Annotated in this window: 16 protein-coding genes; 10 read left to right on the forward strand and 6 right to left on the reverse strand. The window is 74.3% G+C overall.

Features of this window, described 5'->3' with window-relative positions; translation table 11 throughout:
• Positions 1-91: 91 nt before the first annotated feature.
• Entirely contained in the window at positions 92-883 is a 792-nt protein-coding gene (locus tag IH80_RS0112320) for a spermidine synthase (protein ID WP_199819250.1), read from the forward strand.
• Here the strand turns inward: IH80_RS0112320 and IH80_RS0112325 are convergent.
• Positions 870-2,210 carry an MFS transporter gene (locus IH80_RS0112325; protein WP_030960046.1) on the reverse strand — a complete coding sequence of 447 codons (1,341 nt, stop codon included), beginning with the start codon at positions 2,208-2,210 and terminating at the stop codon, positions 870-872. The two genes, IH80_RS0112320 and IH80_RS0112325, sit on opposite strands and share 14 nt — an antisense overlap.
• 70 nt (positions 2,211-2,280) lie before the next feature.
• Complete coding sequence (locus IH80_RS0112330; RefSeq protein ID WP_030960047.1) at positions 2,281-3,318, reverse strand: hypothetical protein; 1,038 nt, start codon at positions 3,316-3,318, stop codon at positions 2,281-2,283.
• A 96-nt stretch (positions 3,319-3,414) separates the two neighbouring features.
• Between IH80_RS0112330 and IH80_RS0112335 the strand changes: the two genes are divergently transcribed.
• From IH80_RS0112335 to IH80_RS0112350, 4 genes are all read left to right on the forward strand, one after another.
• The gene (locus tag IH80_RS0112335) at positions 3,415-3,867 is read left to right on the forward strand and encodes a DUF4442 domain-containing protein (protein ID WP_184791899.1); all 453 of its coding nucleotides are present in this window, start codon (positions 3,415-3,417) and stop codon (positions 3,865-3,867) included.
• 169 nt (positions 3,868-4,036) lie between these two features.
• On the forward strand, positions 4,037-4,237 hold the full coding sequence (locus IH80_RS0112340; protein ID WP_030960052.1) for a type II toxin-antitoxin system VapB family antitoxin: 201 nt from the start codon (positions 4,037-4,039) through the stop codon (positions 4,235-4,237).
• Positions 4,238-4,353: 116 nt separating this feature from the next.
• Positions 4,354-6,891 (forward strand): glycoside hydrolase family 3 protein, encoded by a 2,538-nt coding sequence (locus IH80_RS0112345; RefSeq protein WP_030960053.1) that lies wholly within the window; start codon positions 4,354-4,356, stop codon positions 6,889-6,891.
• A gap of 58 nt (positions 6,892-6,949) precedes the next feature.
• Positions 6,950-7,630, forward strand: coding sequence for a DedA family protein (locus IH80_RS0112350; RefSeq protein WP_030960054.1), 681 nt, complete (start codon positions 6,950-6,952; stop codon positions 7,628-7,630).
• Positions 7,631-7,757: 127 nt separating this feature from the next.
• Here the strand turns inward: IH80_RS0112350 and IH80_RS0112355 are convergent, their stop codons facing one another.
• Positions 7,758-8,309 carry a gamma carbonic anhydrase family protein gene (locus tag IH80_RS0112355; protein ID WP_030960055.1) on the reverse strand — a complete coding sequence of 184 codons (552 nt, stop codon included), beginning with the start codon at positions 8,307-8,309 and terminating at the stop codon, positions 7,758-7,760.
• Between the two features lie 148 nt (positions 8,310-8,457).
• Here IH80_RS0112355 and IH80_RS0112360 point away from each other — a divergent pair, with 148 nt between their 5' ends.
• Positions 8,458-9,246: an acyltransferase gene (locus IH80_RS0112360; protein WP_037879714.1), complete on the forward strand. Its 789-nt coding sequence runs from the start codon at positions 8,458-8,460 to the stop codon at positions 9,244-9,246.
• A 207-nt stretch (positions 9,247-9,453) separates the two neighbouring features.
• On the opposite strand, the gene IH80_RS0112365 is transcribed toward IH80_RS0112360, so the two are convergent.
• The gene (locus IH80_RS0112365) at positions 9,454-9,858 is read right to left on the reverse strand and encodes a CoA-binding protein (protein ID WP_030960064.1); all 405 of its coding nucleotides are present in this window, start codon (positions 9,856-9,858) and stop codon (positions 9,454-9,456) included.
• A 130-nt stretch (positions 9,859-9,988) separates the two neighbouring features.
• Here IH80_RS0112365 and IH80_RS0112370 point away from each other — a divergent pair, with 130 nt between their 5' ends.
• From IH80_RS0112370 to IH80_RS0112380, 3 genes are all read left to right on the forward strand, one after another.
• On the forward strand, positions 9,989-10,615 hold the full coding sequence (locus tag IH80_RS0112370; RefSeq protein ID WP_030960066.1) for a YigZ family protein: 627 nt from the start codon (positions 9,989-9,991) through the stop codon (positions 10,613-10,615).
• Positions 10,616-10,700: 85 nt separating this feature from the next.
• A complete protein-coding gene (locus IH80_RS0112375; protein ID WP_030960067.1) occupies positions 10,701-11,870 on the forward strand; it encodes an exonuclease SbcCD subunit D in 1,170 nt (389 codons plus the stop codon).
• A complete protein-coding gene (locus IH80_RS0112380; protein ID WP_030960068.1) occupies positions 11,867-14,878 on the forward strand; it encodes an AAA family ATPase in 3,012 nt (1,003 codons plus the stop codon). The genes IH80_RS0112375 and IH80_RS0112380 overlap by 4 nt, the downstream gene beginning before the upstream one ends.
• Positions 14,879-14,963: 85 nt before the next feature.
• Here the strand turns inward: IH80_RS0112380 and IH80_RS0112385 are convergent, their stop codons facing one another.
• Positions 14,964-15,410 (reverse strand): Lrp/AsnC family transcriptional regulator, encoded by a 447-nt coding sequence (locus IH80_RS0112385; protein WP_030960069.1) that lies wholly within the window; start codon positions 15,408-15,410, stop codon positions 14,964-14,966.
• Positions 15,411-15,504: 94 nt separating this feature from the next.
• Here IH80_RS0112385 and IH80_RS0112390 point away from each other — a divergent pair, with 94 nt between their 5' ends.
• Positions 15,505-16,020, forward strand: a complete 516-nt coding sequence (locus IH80_RS0112390; RefSeq protein WP_030960071.1) for a rhodanese-like domain-containing protein — start codon at positions 15,505-15,507, stop codon at positions 16,018-16,020.
• Between the two features lie 133 nt (positions 16,021-16,153).
• Here the strand turns inward: IH80_RS0112390 and IH80_RS0112395 are convergent, their stop codons facing one another.
• Positions 16,154-17,857 carry a DUF885 domain-containing protein gene (locus IH80_RS0112395; protein ID WP_030960073.1) on the reverse strand — a complete coding sequence of 568 codons (1,704 nt, stop codon included), beginning with the start codon at positions 17,855-17,857 and terminating at the stop codon, positions 16,154-16,156.
• Positions 17,858-18,026: the final 169 nt, after the last annotated feature.

An 18,026-nucleotide genomic window follows, 5' to 3' on the forward strand; every position in this document is an offset into this window, starting at 1 on the left:
TCCGGTGTCCCGGGGTCTGCCGGACAATGGAGCGGTGAGCGACGAACGGATCCCGGTGACACGGGACGTGGGCCAGGGCACCGCCAAGCTGATGCCGGACGTCGACGGGGAACGGGCCTGGCTGCTGACCGTCGACGGGGCACCGCAGTCCTACGTGGACCTGGACGACCCGCAGCACCTGGAGTTCGAGTACGTACGCCGTCTCGCGCACGTCCTGGACTGCGCGGCGGAGCCGGGGCTCCCGCTGGACCTCCTGCACCTGGGCGGCGGCGCGCTCACCCTGCCCCGCTACGCCGCGGCCACCCGGCCCGGATCCCGGCAGTCGGTTGTGGAGTTCGACGCCGGCCTGGTCGAGCTGGTGACCGAGCACCTGCCGCTGCCGGACGGGTCCGGGATCACCGTGCACACCGCCGACGCCCGGGCCTGGCTGGAGGCGGCGCCGGCGGGGAGCGCCGACGTGGTGGTGGCCGACGTGTTCGGCGGTTCGCGGGTACCCGCCCAGCTGACCTCGCTGGAGTACGCGAAGGAGGCGGCACGGGTGCTGCGGCCCGGCGGGCTGTACGCGGCGAACCTGGCGGACGGGGCGCCCTTCGACTTCCTGCGGACGCAGCTGGCCAACTTCGCCACCGCCTTCGCGGAGCTCGCGCTCCTCGCCGAACCGGCGGTGCTGCGCGGGCGGCGCTTCGGGAACGCCGTGCTGCTCGCCTCCGACGCACCCCTGGAGGTGGGCGCCCTGGCCCGGCGGTGCGCCTCCGACGCCTTTCCCGCCCGGGTGGAGTACGGCGACGGCCTGGCCCGTTTGGTCAGGGGCGCGGCGCCCGTCACCGACGCGGACGCGGCCCCCTCGCCGGCTCCGCCGGAGGGTGCGTTCAGCCTGGGGTGAGGCTGGTGGGGGCGGAGGGGGCGGGGGCGCCGGCGTCCGCCTCGGCGACGGGACCTCCGGTCGTGTGGACGGACGGCCTGCGCGTCATGCGCCGCACGTCCGGGACCAGCAGGACCAGGGCGGTGACCAGGACGACCAGGCTCGCGCAGCCCCACAGGGCCTCGGTGCGGCCGAAGGCCGATTCGGCCGGCCCGGCCAGGGCGGTGGCCAGCGGGAGCATCGAGACCGAGCCGAACCAGTCGTAGGCGGAGACCCGGGAGAACTTCTCCTCGGGGATCTCCTGGTGCATCGTCGTCATCCAGTTCACGCCGAAGACCTCGATCGCGGCGCCGCTGACGAACATCACCGCGCACAACCCCCACACCGGCAGCGGCACGGCCAGCCCGGCCGACGGCAGCGCCAGCGGGAACACGCACAGGGTGCCGACCAACAGCAGCCGCCGGGGCTTCCACACCATCATCAGGACGGCCCCGGCGATGGTGCCGACCCCGAACAGGCCGAGCGCCAGGCCCCAGGGCGCCGGCCCGCCCAGCCGGTCCCGGGCGACCAGCGGGCCGTAGACCGCCTCCGCGGCGCCGACGACGGCGACGACGACGGAGAACTGCAGCACGATGCTCCACAGCCAGGGCCGGGTGTGGAATTCCACCCAGCCCTCCCGCAGGTCGGCCAGCAGGCCGCCGCCGCGAGCCCGGTCGGGCGACGAGCCGACGTCGAGGAAGGCGCGCAACGCCCCGGCGATCGCGAACGCCGCGGCGTCCACGGCCAGCACCCAGCCCGGACCCATCGCGGCGATCATCGCTCCGCCGAGGGCCGCTCCGCCGATGCCGGCGCCGTTCATCGCCATGCGGAAGAGGGCGAAGGCGCGGTTGGCGTGTTCGCCGGAGACCGTGGAGAGCAGCATGCCCTCGGCCGCCGGGTTGAAGAAGGCCGTACCGGTGCCGCACAGGGCCGTCAGCAGCATCATCTGCCACAGCTGCGGGTCGCCGGTGAGGACGAGCAGGGCGAAGACGCCCTGCGAGACGCAGTTCAGGGCGTTCGCCGCGACCATCACGCGGTGGCGCGGCAGCCGGTCGGCCACGGCGCCGCCGACGAGGAGGAAGAGGACGAGCGGCAGGGTGCGGGCGGCCGCGACCAGGCCCACGTCGCCGCCCGAACCGCCGGCTTCCATGACGGCGAAGGCGGAGGCGATGAGCGCCCCGTGACTTCCGAGGTTGGTGACCACCGCCGCACCCGTGAGCAGGGTGTAGTTGCGGCCGGCCCACTCCGGCCGGGCGGGGCGGGTGCGGGGCGCGGGCGTGCGGGGCGGTGTGCCGGGGGGAGAACTCACCCCCGGACTATCCCCGCCCCGGGCCCAGAATCCAAACGGGATACCGGTCCGGGGCGGGTCCAGCCGGAGATCATCCGGTGGCGAGCCGGATCGAGCTGAGCATCTTGTCGGAGATCTCCGTCGAGACCTCTTCCTTCACACCGGCCGCGGAGACCAGGGCGAAGCTGGCGAAGTCACCGGCGGCGTTTCTGAAGGCGAAGCCGACCGCCTTGCCGTCGGTGGAGCACTTGTGCTCCTTCTTCACGTTCGGCGCGGTCGCGACCACCATGTGGCCCTTGATCCCGGAGGAGGTCGTGAACTCCTTGGGCTCGGTCACCTTGACCGTTCCCTTGGGCTCCTTCTGCGCGAAGCCCGCCCACACCCACGTGCCGGTGTTGTCGGTCGCGGCCTGCGCGGTGTCCTTGGCGCCCTGGGCCCCCTTGACGCCGGTGTCCGCGATCGAGAACTTCTCGAGGTTGCCGTCGGCGTTCTTGTCGACCGTGCACCACTCCTGCTTGAGGGTGGCGGTGCCGGACATCGTGATGACCGGCTTGCCGTCGTTCTTGACCTCGTCGTCGTAGAAGAGGGAGACGCCGGGGTCGTTGACGTTCCACTCCGGGGGCACGTCGTAGGCCACGTTGTACTTCGTGTTGACGACGACCTTCCAGCCCGGGATGACGGGCTGCATGGCGCCGCCGGCCCGCGGGTTCGCGCTGCTGCCCGCAGGGGCGGGCGCCTCGACCGGGGCGGAGGAGCTCGCGGCCGGCGGCTTGTCGTTGGCCTCGGTGTTCTTGTCGTCCCGGGTCAGGACGTACGCGCCGGTCGCGGCGGCCGCCACGACGACCGCGGCGGCCGCGACGATGGCCACGGTCCTGGTCGAGTAGGGGCTGCCACCGGAGGGCTGGGGCTGCTGGGGTGCCTGGGGCTGGACCCAGGGCTGGCCCGGGGCGCCCGGCTGCTGGTAGCCGGGTTGCTGCGGGTAGCCGGGCTGCTGCGGGTATCCGTACCCCGGCTGCTGCTGGTACGGGTTCGGCTGAGCCGGCTGTCCCGGCGGCTGCGCGTACGGGTTCTGATGCGCGTCCTGGGGGTTCTGCTCGCCCCCGGGCGGCTGCTGCTGTCCTGGCCACATGGCCGGTAACGATAGTGGGAGCGGTCCGGGGGAGCCACGGCCGCCCCCTGATGAGCTCTGGCCAATCCTGTCTACTCGTGGGTAACATCGCGGTCCATGAGCGCAGATCAGATGAACGTGGGCGAACTGCTCGCCGCTACCGTGCCCATGGCCCGGACCCTGAACCTCCAGTTCCTGGAGACCACCCCGGAGCGTGCGGTCGTCCGGCTCCCGGACCAGCCCGACTACCACAACCACGTCGGCGGCCCGCACGCCGGCGCCATGTTCACCCTTGCCGAGTCCGCGAGCGGGGCCATCGTCCTGGCCGCCTTCGGCGACCAGCTCTCCCGGGCCGTGCCCCTCGCCGTGAAGGCCGAGATCGGCTACAAGAAGCTCGCCAAGGGCGTCGTCACCGCCACCGCCACCCTCGGCCGTCCGGCCGCCGAGGTCGTGGCCGAACTCGACGCGGGCGGCCGCCCCGAGTTCCCGGTCACCATCGCCATCCAGCGCGAGGACGAAGCCGTGACGGGCGAAATGACCGTGATCTGGACGCTGCGCCCCAACGCGTAACACCCGGCCCGGAACGTGCCCGCCGCCCCACGGGGCGGCGGGCGCGTCCTGCTTCCGGGGCGCGCGGGGCGTGCCCCTTGCCGCGTCCGGGTGCACGGGCCGCGCCGTCCGACCGGCGCGAGACCGCCCCGCCGGTCTAGAGTCCTCGCACGACGATGGAGGGGGATCCGTGGCCAAGATCAACATCAGCCTCGACGCCGAACTCGTGGTGGAGGTGATGGTGCTCGCCGGGGTCGGCTCCCCGCAGGACGCGGTGGAGGCCGTCGTACGGGACTACATCGCGCGCGGACACCGCACCGAGGCGCGCGTCCAGAGCCAGGACGAGCCGCGGCGCGCCACCGACAGCCCGCCGCCCCTGCCGGAGGGCTGAACCTGGGCGCCCCCGGTGGCGCGTCCCGGCCGGGCCCGCGCACCCCGCGGCGCACAGTGTCCCGGGGAGCGGTCCGGCGCGGGCCGCTCCCGCCGACCGCGTCGCAGGGAGCACCCATGAGCCAGGACGTGTCCAGACGTTCGGCGATGCGGCTGATCGCGGCGGCGGGCACGGCGGCCGGGGCCCTCGGAGCCGCCGGCTGCGTCCCCGCCGTGCCGCCGCCCGGCGCCGTCCCGCGCGGGCCCGCGACCGGTGCGCCGGGCGCACCCGCCGCCGGGAGCGGGACCGGCACCGGTACGGGAGGAGCCGCCCGGATCGACGCGCTCGTGCAGCGGCTCACCCTCGAAGAGAAGACCGCCCTCCTGCACGGAGCCCCCGACCCCGCCTCCCTGGGCCAGGCCGGCTACGTGCCCGGCGTACCGCGACTGGGCATCCCGGCCCTGCGCCTCGCCGACGGGCCCGCCGGGGTGCGGGTGGACCGGCCCGCCACCGCACTCCCCGCGCCGGTGCTCCTCGCCTCCGCCTTCGACCCGGCGCTGGCCCGCGAGTACGGACGCGTCATCGGCCGCGAGGGACGCGCCCTGGGCCAGGACGTCGTCCTGGCCCCCATGGCCAACCTCATCCGCACCCCCTACGCCGGCCGGAACTTCGAGACCCTCGCCGAGGACCCGCGCCTGACCGCGGACCTGGTCGGCGAGCTGGTCCGCGGGATCCAGGACGAGGGACTCATCGCCACCGTCAAGCACTTCGCCCTCCACAACCAGGAACAGGGCCGCGACACCGTCGACGTGACCGTCGGCGAACAGGTCCTGCGCGAGACCGAGCTACGGGGCTTCGAGGCCGCCGTGACCGCCGGCGCGGGCGCCGTGATGGGCGCCTCCCACAAGGTCAACGGCGTCCACGCCTGCGAGAGCGGACCGCTGCTCGACGAACTGCTGCGCGGGAGCTGGGGGTTCGACGGCTGGGTGGTCTCCGACCGGGGTGCCGCCCACAGCACCGTCGCCGCCGTCCGGGCCGGCCTCGACATGGAGATGCCCGGCGGCACCCACTTCGGCGGGCCGCTGCGCGAGGCCGTGCGCGGCGGCTCCGTACCGGAGGCCGCCGTGGACCAGGCCGTGCACAGGATCCTGACCACCATGGACCGCTTCGGGCTGCTGGCCGCGCGGCAGCCCGCCCGGCCCCCGCGCGACGCCGCGGCCGGCGCGCGGGTCGCCCGCAAGGTGGCCACCGCCGGAGCGGTGCTGCTGCGCAACGAACACGGCACCCTGCCGCTGACCGGGGCGGCGGCCCGATCGATCGCGGTGATCGGACCCACCGCCCAGGTGCCCTTCACCGGCGGCGGGGGCAGCTCGCACGTGGTCCCCGACGGCGCCACGGCCCCGCTCACCGCCATCCGGCGGCGGGCCGGGAAGGGCGCGGCCGTGCGCCACGCCCTCGGCGAGGACCTGTACGGGCGGCCTCTCCCGGCGAAGCTGCTGACCCCGGCAGCCGACCTGGAGGACCGGGAGGTCGGCCCCGGGCGCACCTGGACGTACGAGGGGGAGTTCCGCCTCGCGGCGGACGACGAGTGGACCCTCCTGGTCCACTACACCGGGAAGCGGCCCGCTGTACGCCTCGACGGGGAGGAACTCTTCCCCGTCCGGCAGGGCACGGCCGAGCACCACGAGGGCGGACTGCTCGGCTCCGCCCCGGACGGCATGGCCGTCCGCCGCCGCACCCTCGCCCTCGAGGCCGGCGCCCACCGGCTCGCCGTGACCGCCGACGGCGGGGACAAGGGCCAGCGCCTGCGGCTGCGCCACATCACCGGGGCGATCCGTGCCGCGGACCTCGCCGAGGCGGTGCGGACCGCGAAGGCGGCCCGCAGCGTGGTCCTGTTCGCCTACGAGGACTCCACCGAGGGCCGGGACCGGACCTCCCTGGCCCTCCCGGGCGGACAGGAGCGGCTGATCGAGGCCGTGGCCGCCGCCAACCCCCGTACGACGGTCGTGCTCAACACCCCCTCCGGCACGACGATGCCGTGGCTCTCCCGTACCGGAGCGGTCCTCCAGATGTACTACCCGGGTCAGGAGGGCGCCGGAGCCACCGCCGACGTCCTCTTCGGCGACGTGGATCCCGGTGGCCGCCTCACCCAGACCTTCCCGGCCGACGAGCGCAGGACCCCGGTCGGGGCGGACCGCTCGCGCTACCCGGGGGTGGGCGGCCGGCAGGAGTACTCCGAGGGCGTCCACGTGGGCCACCGCTGGTACGACGCCAAGCGGGAGACCCCGCTCTTCCCCTTCGGCCACGGCCTGTCGTACACGACCTGGCAGTACGAGAAGCTCACGGTCCGGCCGCAGCGCGGGGGGCTGCGCGTGGAGTTCACCGTGCGCAACACCGGCCGGCGCAAGGGCACCGAAGTGGCCCAGGTGTACGTGGGCCCCTCCGCGGAGCTCCGGCTCGACCAGCCGGTGCGCGCGCTCGCCGGCTACCGGCGGATCACCCTGGCGCCGGGCGCGGCGCAGCGCGTCACCGTCGACATCGACACCCGGACGCTGTCGTCCTGGGACCCGGAGCAGCACGCCTGGGTGCTGGGGCCCGGCCGCCGCGAGGTGTTCGCTGGCCGTTCCTCGCGCGAACTGCCTCTGAGGTCGGAGGTCGTGCTGGAGAGCCGATAGGCTGCCCGTTCGACGTGTCACAGGGGGCGCGCCGAGGACGATTCGGGAGGACGCACCGGTGCACATCCAGGAATGGCTGGAGACGATTCCGGCGGTCAGCATCTACCTCCTGGTGGGTCTGGTCATCGGCCTGGAGAGCCTCGGCATCCCGCTGCCCGGGGAGATCATCCTGGTCAGCTCCGCACTGCTGGCCTCGCAGCACGGTGAGGTCGACCCCGTCGTACTGGGGCTGTGCGCCATCACCGGTGCGATCGTGGGCGACTCGATCGGCTATGCCATCGGGCGCAGGGGCGGCAAGCCGCTGCTGGAGCGGCTGGGCCGGCGCTTCCCGAAGCACTTCGGGCCCCAGCAGGTCGCGCTGGCGGAACGCTCCTTCGAGAAGTGGGGCATGTGGGCCGTGTTCTTCGGCCGGTTCGTGGCACTGCTGCGGATCTTCGCCGGGCCGCTGGCCGGCGTGCTGCACATGCCGTACTGGCGCTTCCTCGTCGCCAACGTCCTCGGCGGGATCCTCTGGGCGGGCGGGACCACGGCCGTCATCTACTCGGTCGGCATCGTCGCGGAGCCCTGGCTGAAGCGGTTCTCCTGGCTGGCCCTGGGCCTCGCCGTGGCGTTCGGCCTCGTCGTGACCCTGGTGGTGCGCAGCCGGATGAAGAAGGCGGCCGAGGCCGCCGGCGCGGAGGGCGCGGCCGACGCGGACATCCCCGCGCAGCCGGCGGCCCGCGCCACCGTCGCCGAGTGACGGCGGCGCGCTCGGGCCCCGGCGCGCACCGCACCGGCGGCCCGGGTCCGGGCGTCGCTCCGGCCGCACGGGAGTCCGGCGGGACGGCTTCCCGGGCGGCCCGGGCGTTCCAGGCGGCCTGGGCGTTCTAGGCGTCCGGGGTGACCGAGGCGCGGTGCTGCTTGGCCAGCTCCACGTACATCTGGGCGTTGACCTTGATGCCCTCGCGCTCCTCGTCGGTCAGCGCGCGGCGCACCTTCGCGGGGACGCCCGCGACCAGCGAGCCGGGCGGGACCACCATCCCTTGGGGGACCAGCGCCTGCGCGGCGACCAGGGAACCGGCGCCGATCACCGCGCCGTTCAGGACGGTGGCGCCCATGCCGATCAGGCAGTCGTCCTCGACGGTGCAGCCGTGCACGACGGCGTTGTGGCCGATGGAGACGCGCTCGCCGATGGACACGGGGAAGCCAGGGTCCGTGTGGAGGGTGCAGTTGTCCTGCACGTTGCTGTCGGCGCCGAGCGTGATCGGGCCGCAGTCGGCGCGCAGTACCGCCGAGTACCAGATGCTGGCCCCGGCGGCGAGGGTGACCTCCCCGAGCGCGACCGAGGTGGGCGCGGTGAAGGCCGTGGGGTCGATGTCCGGGGTCTTTCCGCCGACACCCGCCACGAGTGCCGTGGCCTGGGCCGCCTGGTGCGTCATGTCTGTTCCTCTGTCGTCAGTGGTCTGTCTGCCGTCGGTCGCCGCGCCAACAGCACCGTAGGGCACGCGGGCATCCGTGCCCGCGATGGGGTGAAGATCACAGGATCGTCGTCCGGACGACCGGGGCCCGGCGCATTACCGTGGCCGGGTGCCGAAGAAACAGAACACGTTCTCATCTGTGGCGGCCCTGCGCCGCAGGCTGGCGAGCCGCGTGGTCCACACCGGCTGGCGCTGGATGCAGCAGGCCGGCGCGGTGACCGCGCAGACGCCGGGCCGGCTGCGGTTCGGCGCGATCGGGGACGGCACCCGGCTCGCCTTCCCTCAGGGCACCGTCTTCGGCGAGCGGTGGATCCGGCTCGGCGGGCACTGCATCATCGGCGAGCAGGTCACCCTCACCGCCGGCATGATGCCCGGACTCGACCTGGGCGCGGAGCCGATGCTCGTGCTCGGCGACGGGGTCGTCATCGGGCGGGACAGCCACGTCATCGCCGACGCCCGCATCGAGATCGGTTCGAACACCTTCTGCGGTCCCGGTGTCTACATCACGTCCACGAACCACAGCTACGACGACCCGCACGAGCCCATCGGCCGGCAGTGGCCGCGCAGCGCGCCGGTGGAGATCGGCCCCGGATGCTGGCTCGGCACGGGCGCGGTGATCCTGCCGGGCGCACGGCTGGGCCGCAACGTGGTGGTGGCCGCGGGTTCCGTCGTACGGGGCGAGGTGCCCGACCACGCCGTGGTGGCGGGGGCGCCGGCACGCATCGTACGGCGCTGGACGCCGGAGACGGGGTGGCAGCCGCCGCTGCGGACCCCGGCGCCCGTGCCGATCCCGGACGGCATGACGTCGGAGCAGCTGCGGGGGCTGGCCGAGCTCACCGAGGCCGAACTGGCCGAGGTCGAACTGGCGGAGGCCGGGCTGGCGGAGGCCGACAAGTAGCGCCCCGCCGTGCAGCCCGCGGCCGGCAGAACCGTTCCCGCGAGGGCCGGGCCGCCGCCCGCCGCCCGGGCGGTGCGCAGCCGTTCCCTGAGGACGGCGAAGGCGGCGAGTGCCGTGCTGGCGGTCGACGACTCGGCGGGTGTCCGCGCCGGTCCCCGCGGCCGCCACCGCGCACCCGCACGGCGGCGCCGCGGCGGGCGCGGAAGCCTAGAGAGCGGGGATCTCGATCGCCGGGCAGCGGTCCATGACCATCGTCAGCCCGGCCTCCCGGGTCCGGTCGTAGGCGGCCTCGTCGATCACCCCGAGCTGGAACCACACGGCCTCGGCGCCGACCGCGGCCGCCTGGTCGGCGACCGCGCCGGCCAGCTCGCTGTTCACGAAGACGTCCACCACGTCCACCTTGAACGGGATCTCCTCCAGCGAGGCGAAACCGGGCTCGCCGTGCACGGTCTCGGCCTTCGGGTGCACGGGGACCACGCGCTTGCCGTACTGCTGCAGCACGCGGGCCACCCCGTAGGCCGCCCGGTCCCGGTTGTTCGAGAGGCCCACCACGGCCCAGGTGTCGCCGAGCTCGGTGAGGATCTTGCGAATGGTTGCCGGATCGCAATACACGCGTGCCGCCTCCTGCTGCTGTCTGCCGTCGTCATGTGCTGCTCAGCCGCATCAACCGCAAACCCGCACCCCCGATTCCCGCAGGGTCCGGGGCGCCGGGGCGTTCTGCGGTACGGCTTAGGGTGGAGCAGTGAAGGCAGACCAGTATGTGACGGTGGCCCGTGAGGGCGCGCACGAGTCGGAGATCAACCGCTCGCGCTTCCTGTGCTCGCTCGCGCCCGCCGCGACCGAGCAGGAGGCGCAGGAGTTCATCGCGCGCATCCGCAAGGAGCACCCCACCGCCACGCACAACTGCTACGCCTACGTCATCGGCGCCGACGCCGCCGTCCAGAAGGCCAGCGACGACGGGGAGCCCGGCGGCACCGCCGGGGTGCCCATGCTGCAGATGCTCATGCGCCGGGACGTCCGCTACGCGGTCGCCGTGGTCACCCGCTACTACGGCGGCGTGAAGCTCGGCGCCGGCGGGCTGATCCGGGCGTACGGCGGCGTCGTCGGCGAGGCCCTCGACGAACTCGGCACCGTCACCCGGCGGCGCTACCGGCTCGCCACCGTCACCGTCGACCACCAGCGGGCCGGCAAGACGCAGAACGACCTGCGCTCCACCGGGCGGACCGTGGTGGACCTGCGTTACGGGGCCGCCGTGGAGATCGAGGTCGCCCTCCCGGAGGCGGACCTGCCCGCCTTCGAGGCCTGGCTCGCCGACAGCACGGCCGGTACGGCCGGTCTCACCCTGGGCGGGGAGACGTACGCGCCCTGAGCGACCCCGGGGACGGGTTAGCGTAGAGGGCACCAGCGAGCAGGAGACGACCAGGGGGAGACGGCATGTGCGGCGGGGCCGGCGAGTGAAGTTCCTGCACACCTCCGACTGGCACCTCGGCCGCGCCTTCCACCGGGTGAACCTGCTCGGTGCCCAGGCCGCCTTCGTCGACCACCTCGTCGAGACGGTGCGCGCGCACGAGGTCGACGCCGTCCTCGTCGCCGGCGACGTCTACGACCGTGCAGTGCCCCCGCTTCCCGCCGTCGAGCTGTACGACCGGGCCCTGCACCGGCTCGCCGAACTCGGGGTGCCCACCGTCATGATCTCCGGCAACCACGACTCCGCCCGCCGGCTCGGCGTCGGGGCCGGGCTGATCGGCCGAGCCGGGATCCACCTGCGGACCGATCCGGCCGGCTGCGCCGACCCCGTCGTACTGGCCGACGTACACGGTGACGTGGCGCTGTACGGGCTGCCGTACCTGGAGCCCGCCCTGGTCAAGGACGAGTTCAGCACACGGAGGGTCAGCCACGAAGCGGTCCTGGGCGCGGCCATGGACCGGATCCGGGCCGACCTCGCCACCCGCCCGCCCGGCACCCGCTCCGTCGTCCTGGCGCACGCCTTCGTCACCGGCGGGCAGGCCAGCGACAGCGAACGCGACATCAGCGTCGGCGGCGTGGAGGCCGTACCCGCCTCCGTCTTCGACGGGGTGGACTACGCCGCCCTCGGCCACCTCCACGGCTGCCAGACGATCAACGAACGGGTCCGCTACTCCGGTTCCCCGCTCGCCTACTCCTTCTCGGAAGCCGACCACCGCAAGACCATGTGGCTGATCGAGCTCGGCGCGGAGGGCTCGATCACCAGCGCCGAGCGCATCGACACCCCCGTACCCCGCGCCCTCGCGAGGCTGCGCGGACGCCTCGACGATCTGCTCGCGGACCCCGCCCACGCCGTGCACGAGGACGCATGGGTGGAGGCCACCCTCACCGACCCGGTCCGCCCCGACGACCCCATGGCCCGCCTCGCCACCCGTTTCCCGCACACCCTCACCCTGGCCTTCGACCCCGAGGGCCGCCAGGAGGAGACCGGCACCTCCTACGCCCAGCGGCTGCGCGGCCGGACCGACCAGCAGATCGCCGAGGACTTCGTCGCCCACGTGCGCGGCGGCGGCCTCCCGGACGAGGCCGAACGGGCCGTCCTCCAGGGTGCCTTCGACGACGTACGCGCCGACGACAGCGTCCGGGAGAACCACCGATGAGGCTCCACAGGCTGGCCGTCACCGCCTTCGGCCCCTTCGCCGAACCCCAGACGATCGACTTCGACGCCCTCTCCGGCGCCGGCATCTTCCTGCTGCACGGCCCCACCGGCGCGGGCAAGACCTCCGTCCTCGACGCCGTCTGCTACGCCCTCTACGGCTCCGTGCCCGGCGCCCGCCAGGCCCCCGGCACCACCCTGCGCAGCGACCACGCCGCCGCCGGCACCCCGACCGAGGTCACCCTCGAACTCACGGCGGGCGGCCGCCGCCTGGAGATCACCCGGCGCCCCGAACAGGAACGGCCGAAGAAGCGGGGCACGGGCACCACCAAGGACAAGGCGCAGAGTTGGCTGCGCGAGCACACCGGAGAGGGCTGGGAGCCGCTCAGCCGCTCCCACCAGGAGATCGGCGAGGAGATCGAGCAGCTGCTCGGCATGAGCCGCGAGCAGTTCTGCCAGGTCGTGCTCCTGCCGCAGGGGGAGTTCGCGCGGTTCCTGCGCGCCGACGAGGCGGCCCGCGGCCGGCTCCTCGGGAGGCTCTTCGACACCCGCCGCTTCGCCGCCGTCGAGACCCTCCTCGCTGAACGGCGCCGGGCCGCCGAGGCCCGGGTCCGGGCCGGCGACGAGAAGGTGCTCCACACCGCGCAGCGGCTCGCCCAGGCCGCCGGCGACAGCGCGGACCTGCGGGCCTGGCCGCTGCCCGGGCACCAGCCGGGAGACCCCGGGCTCGCCGGGGCGGTCCGAGCCTGGGCGGCCGTCGCCCGGTGCTCGGCGCGGGAACGGCTGGACGTCGCCGAGTACGCGCTGGCCGCGGTCGAGAGCCGGTACGCCGCCGCCCGGCGGGCCGCCGAGGACGCACGGGAGCTCGACCGGCTCCAGCGCCGGCACGCGGAGACCACCCGCCGGGCAGCCCTGCTCGCCGAGGCCGAGCCCGAGCGCGAGCGGGTACGCGGCCTGCTGGACCGGGCCCGGCGGGGAGCCCTGGTGGCCCCCGCCCTGGAACTGCGCGGCGCGGCCGGCTCGGCCCACCTCGCCGCAGCCCACGCCGAGACGACGGCGCGCGCGGAACTGCCGCCCCCGCTGCGGGAGGCCGGCGCCGAACAGCTCGCCACCGTCGAACAGCGGCTGCGCGAGGAACTGGGCGCGCTCGGCGCCGCCCACCGTACCGAGCAGCGCAGCGCCGAGATCGGCCGCGAACGGGCCGACCTGGAACGGGAGTCCCGAGCCGCCGAGGAGCAGCGCCAGGAGTCCGCCGAGTGGCTGGAGCGCTGGGAGGAGACCCGCAGCGCCCTGCAGGAGCGGGCGGACGCCGCCCAGCAGGCCGCCACCCTGGCCGAGCAGCTCGCGGGCCGGCTGGAACCGGCCCGGATGAACCTGAACGCCGCCCGCCGGCGCGACGAGTTCGCCGCCGACGCCGAGCGCGCCGAGGGCGAACTGCTCAACCTGCGCGAGGAGTCGGCCGCCGCGCGCGAACGTTGGCTGGAGCTCAAGGAGGCCCGGCTGCGCGGCATCGCGGCCGAACTCGCCGAGGCGCTGGTGGCCGGGGAAGCCTGCACCGTGTGCGGATCGGCGGACCACCCGGCTCCGGCCCGTCCCGCACCCGGCCACGTCGACCGGGCCGCGGAGGACGCCGCTCACGCCGCCTTCGAACGGGCCGAGCAGGCCCGGGCGGCCGTCGAGCGCAGCCTCGCCGCCGCCCGGGAGGCCCGCGCCGAGGCCGCGTCCGCCGCCGGGGACGCGACCACCGACGAACTCCTCGCCCTGACCGCGGACCTGAGTGCCCGGCACGCCGCCGCCCACGCCGCGGCCGCCGGCCTGCACGCCGCCCGGGAGCAGCTCGCCCGGGCCGAGCGCGAGCACTCCGCGCGCAGCGCCGACCGGCTCGACGCCGAGACCCGGGCCGCCGCCCGGGCCTCCCGCCGTGAGGCCCTGGACCGGGAACAAGCCTCGCTGGAGGCCGAACTCGCCCTCGTGCGGCGGGACGCGCCCACCGTCGCGGCCCGCGCCCGGACCCTGGAGGACCGGGTCCGGATCGTCGCCGGGGCCGCCACCGCACTGCGCCGGGCGGAGACGGCCGCCGCCCGGCTGAAGGAGGCCGACGACCAGCTCGCCGACGCCGCCTTCAAGGCCGGCTTCGACACGGTCGAGGCCGCCGCCGACGCCGTCCTCCCCGAGTACGAACGCACCGCTCTTCAGCACCGGCTGGACGCCTGGCAGGCGGAGGAGGCCCTCCTCGCGGACCGCCTCGGCGAGACCGGCACCGCCGAGGCGGCGGCGCTGCCCCCCGCCGCACCGGACGCCGCCGAGGCCTACGCGGCCCGGGCCGCGGCGAAGCTTCGTACGGCAGGTTCCGCCTGTGACGCGGCCCGGGTCCGCTGCGCGGAGCTGGACCGGCTCTCCCGGCAGATGGAGCAGGAACTGCGCGCCCTCGGCCCGCTGCGGGAGGCGTACGACCGGGTGGCCCGGCTGGCCGGCCTGACCGCGGGCACCTCCGCCGACAACGAGCGCAAGATGCGGCTGGAGGCGTACGTGCTGGCCGCCCGTCTGGAGCAGGTGGCGGCCGCCGCGACGGTACGGCTGCTGCGCATGTCCGGCGGCCGGTACACCCTGGTGCACTCCGATGCGCGGGCGAGCGGACGCGGGCGTTCCGGCCTCGGGCTGCACGTGGTCGACGCGTGGACCGGCAGCGAGCGGGACACCGCCACCCTGTCCGGCGGCGAGACCTTCTTCGCCTCGCTCGCCCTCGCGCTGGGTCTCGCCGACGTGGTCACCGACGAGGCGGGCGGCACCCGCCTCGACACCCTCTTCATCGACGAGGGCTTCGGCAGCCTCGACGACCAGGCACTGGACGAGGTGCTCGACGTCCTGGACTCCCTGCGCGAGCGGGACCGCAGCGTCGGCATCGTCAGCCACGTCGCCGACCTGCGGACCCGGGTCCAGGCCCAGCTGGAGATCGTCAAGCAGCGCGGCGGTTCCGTCGTGCGGCACCGCACGGCGGCGCTGACGGACTGAGCGGGCGACGGGCGTGCGCGGTCACGGACCGGGCGGGCACCGCACGGCGGCGCTCACGGACTGGGCGGGCGACGGGCGTGCGCGGTCACGGACTGAGCGGGCGGCGGGGCAGCGGCGAGGAGTAGACGACGCTCGTCGTCACCGAGCCGAGTCCGGCGATCCGGCCGGTGACCTCCTCCAGGTGCCGCATCGAGCGGGCCGCGACCTTGAGGACGAAGCAGTCGTCGCCCGTGACGTGATGGGCCTCCAGGATCTCGGGAGTGGCCTCCAGGAAGTCGTGGAACGGCTTGTAGTTGCCGTGCGGGTAGCGCAGCCGCACCAGGGCGAGGATCGATTTGCCGAGCTTCTCGGGGTCCACCACGGCCGTGTAGCCGGTGATCACACCGGCCTCCTCCAGCCGGCGGACCCGCTCGGTGACGGCGCTCGCGGACATGGACACGGAGCGGGCGAGCTCGGTGAAACTGGCGCGGCCGTCCCGCTGGAGCGCTTCGAGGATCCGCCAGTCAGTGGCGTCAGGGGAATCGTCGGTCATGAGGCAGGTCTAGCAGGGGATTCCCCGGTGGGACAAGGAAAGGGCCGGGGAACATCGCTTTCAGGGAAGATCAACAGATCGTAGATTTCTGGCCATGACAACAGCGCAGAACGCCTCCTCCGCCCCGGCCGCCGTCAACCCCGTGCTCCGCGTGCCCCCGGCCTCCCCGGCCGCGGCCGCCGCCCACTTCGCCGCGAGCCTCGCCTTCCACGCGGACGTCTCGGACGTCGCGAGCGCCTTCAAGGCCCACCGCGAGTCGGGCGCCGAGCTGGGCTTCCAGCTCGTCGACTCCCGTTCCACGCCCTCCTGGGACCAGGCGCACGTGCCCGGCGCGATCCACCTGCCCACCGCCCTCGTACCCGAGCAGGCCGAGCGCCTCCTCGACAAGAACGTCCCCGTGGTGACGTACTGCTGGGGACCCGGCTGCAATGGTGGCGCCCGCTCCGCCCTCGCCCTGGCCGAACTCGGCTTCCAGGTCAAGGAGATGCTCGGCGGCATCGAGTACTGGATCCGCGAGGGCTTCGAGGTCGAGACCTGGCAGGGCACCAGGCAGCGCGACGGGGCCGACCCGCTGACCGCGCCGACCGAGTCGGACGACTGCGGCTGCTGACGCGCCCGCCCCACGCGTACGGGCCGCTCGCCCCCGGGGAGACGAGCGGCCCGTACGACGAGGTCGTGCGGCCGTGGTGCCGCCGCGCCGTGGTGCCGTCGCGCCGTGGTGCCGCCGCGCCGCCGCGGTGCCGTCAGAGCTTCGAGAGCTCGTCCAGCAGGTCGTCCAGCCCCAGCGAACCCTGGGACAGCGCCGCCATGTGCCAGGCCTTCAGGTCGAAGGAGTCGCCGTGCGCCGCACGCGCGTTGTCCCGGCCCAGCAGCCAGGTCCGCTCGCCGAGCTTGTAACCGATCGCCTGCCCCGGCATCGACAGGTAGCGGGTCAGCTCGCTCTCCACGAACTCCGCAGGCCGGCCGCTGTGCAGCCCGAAGAACTCCTGCGCCAGGTCCACGGTCCACGTCTCACCCGGGTGGAACGGCGAGTCCGCCGGGATCTCCAGGCCCAGGTGCATGCCGATGTCGACGATGACCCGCGCGGCGCGCATCATCTGGCAGTCCAGGTAGCCCAGACGCTGCTCGGCGTCCTTGAGGTAGCCCAGTTCGTCCATCAGCCGCTCCGCGTAGAGCGCCCAGCCCTCGCAGTTGGCGCTGACCCAGCCGACGGTGGCCTGGTAGCGGGAGAGCTGGTCGGCCACGTGCGTCCACTGCGCGAGCTGCAGGTGGTGGCCCGGAACGCCCTCGTGGTACCAGGTGGACACCAGGTCGTAGACCGGGAAGCGGGTCTGCCCCATCGTGGGCAGCCAGGTGCGGCCCGGACGGGAGAAGTCCTCCGACGGGGAGGTGTAGTACGGGGCCGCGGGGCCGCCCGGAGGGGCGATGCGGGACTCCACCTTGCGGACGCGCTCGGCGAGTTCGAAGTGGGTGCCGTCGAGGTTCTCGATGGCTTCGTCCATCAGGCCCTGCAGCCAGGCCTGGACCTCGTCGACCCCCTCGATGTGGGTGCCGTGCTCGTCCAGGTGCGCCAGGGCCTCCCAGGGGCCGGCCCCCGGGAGGATCTTGGCCGCCTCGGTCTTCATCTCGGCGAGCAGCCGGTGGTACTCCGACCAGCCGTAGGCGTACGCCTCGTCCAGGTCGAGGTCGGTGCCGTTGAAGTACCGCGACCAGCGGGCGTAGCGCTCGCGGCCCACGGTGTCGGGCCGGCCCTCGACCGCGGGGGCGTACACCGCGGTCATCCAGTCGCGCAGTTCGACGACGGCGGCGGTCGCGCCGGCGGCGGCCGTGTCCAGCTCGGTGCGCAGGGCCTCGGGGCCGCCGGAGGCGAAGTCCTCGAAGAAGGCCGGGGCGGTGCCGTCCTGGCCGGCCCAGGTGGTCAGCTGGCCGATCATGGTTTCGGTGGCGCGCGGGCCGCCGTACAGGCCGCGCTCCAGCCCGAGTTCGAGGCTCTCGCGGTAGCCGGCGAAGGCGGCCGGGACGGCGCGCAGCCGCTCGGCGACCGCCGCCCAGTCCTCGTCGGTGTCGGTCGGGGTCAGGGAGAAGACCTCGCGGACCGAGTGCACGGGGCTGTGGATGTTGCTGACCGCGCGCAGGTCCTCGTCGGCCTCGTGGACCGCGAGCTCGGCGGTGAGCCGCTCGCGGAGCAGACGGCCGCACCGCCGTTCGGCGTCGATGTCGGCACCGGGGAGCGCCTCGGCGGCGTCGAGACGCGCGAGGGTCTCGCGGGCGAGGTCGGCGACGGCCGCGCGGCCCGCCGGGGAGAAGTCGGGGAGCTTGGCGGAGCTCTCGGCTACACCCAGGTAGGTGCCGGTGATCGGGTCGAGGGCGATGAGGCCGTCGACGTAGGCGTCGGCCACCTGGCGGGGCAGCCGGGGGGCGCTGCCGGTGTGGAGGGTCTCTGACATGCGGCCATCTTCGTATGTGACGCGTCCTCCCGTCATCACCGATTGTCGTCAGCCTCCTGACACGGGCTGGAGCACGGCTGTCGCACTCACCCGTTGAAGGTCAACCACCCGCGTGCACAAGCGACTTCACGGCGCGGAGGTGGATCTGTGGCCGGCGGCGCGGATCCGA

This window comes from Streptomyces sp. NRRL S-378, from assembly GCF_000720645.1.
Classification (GTDB): domain Bacteria; phylum Actinomycetota; class Actinomycetes; order Streptomycetales; family Streptomycetaceae; genus Streptomyces.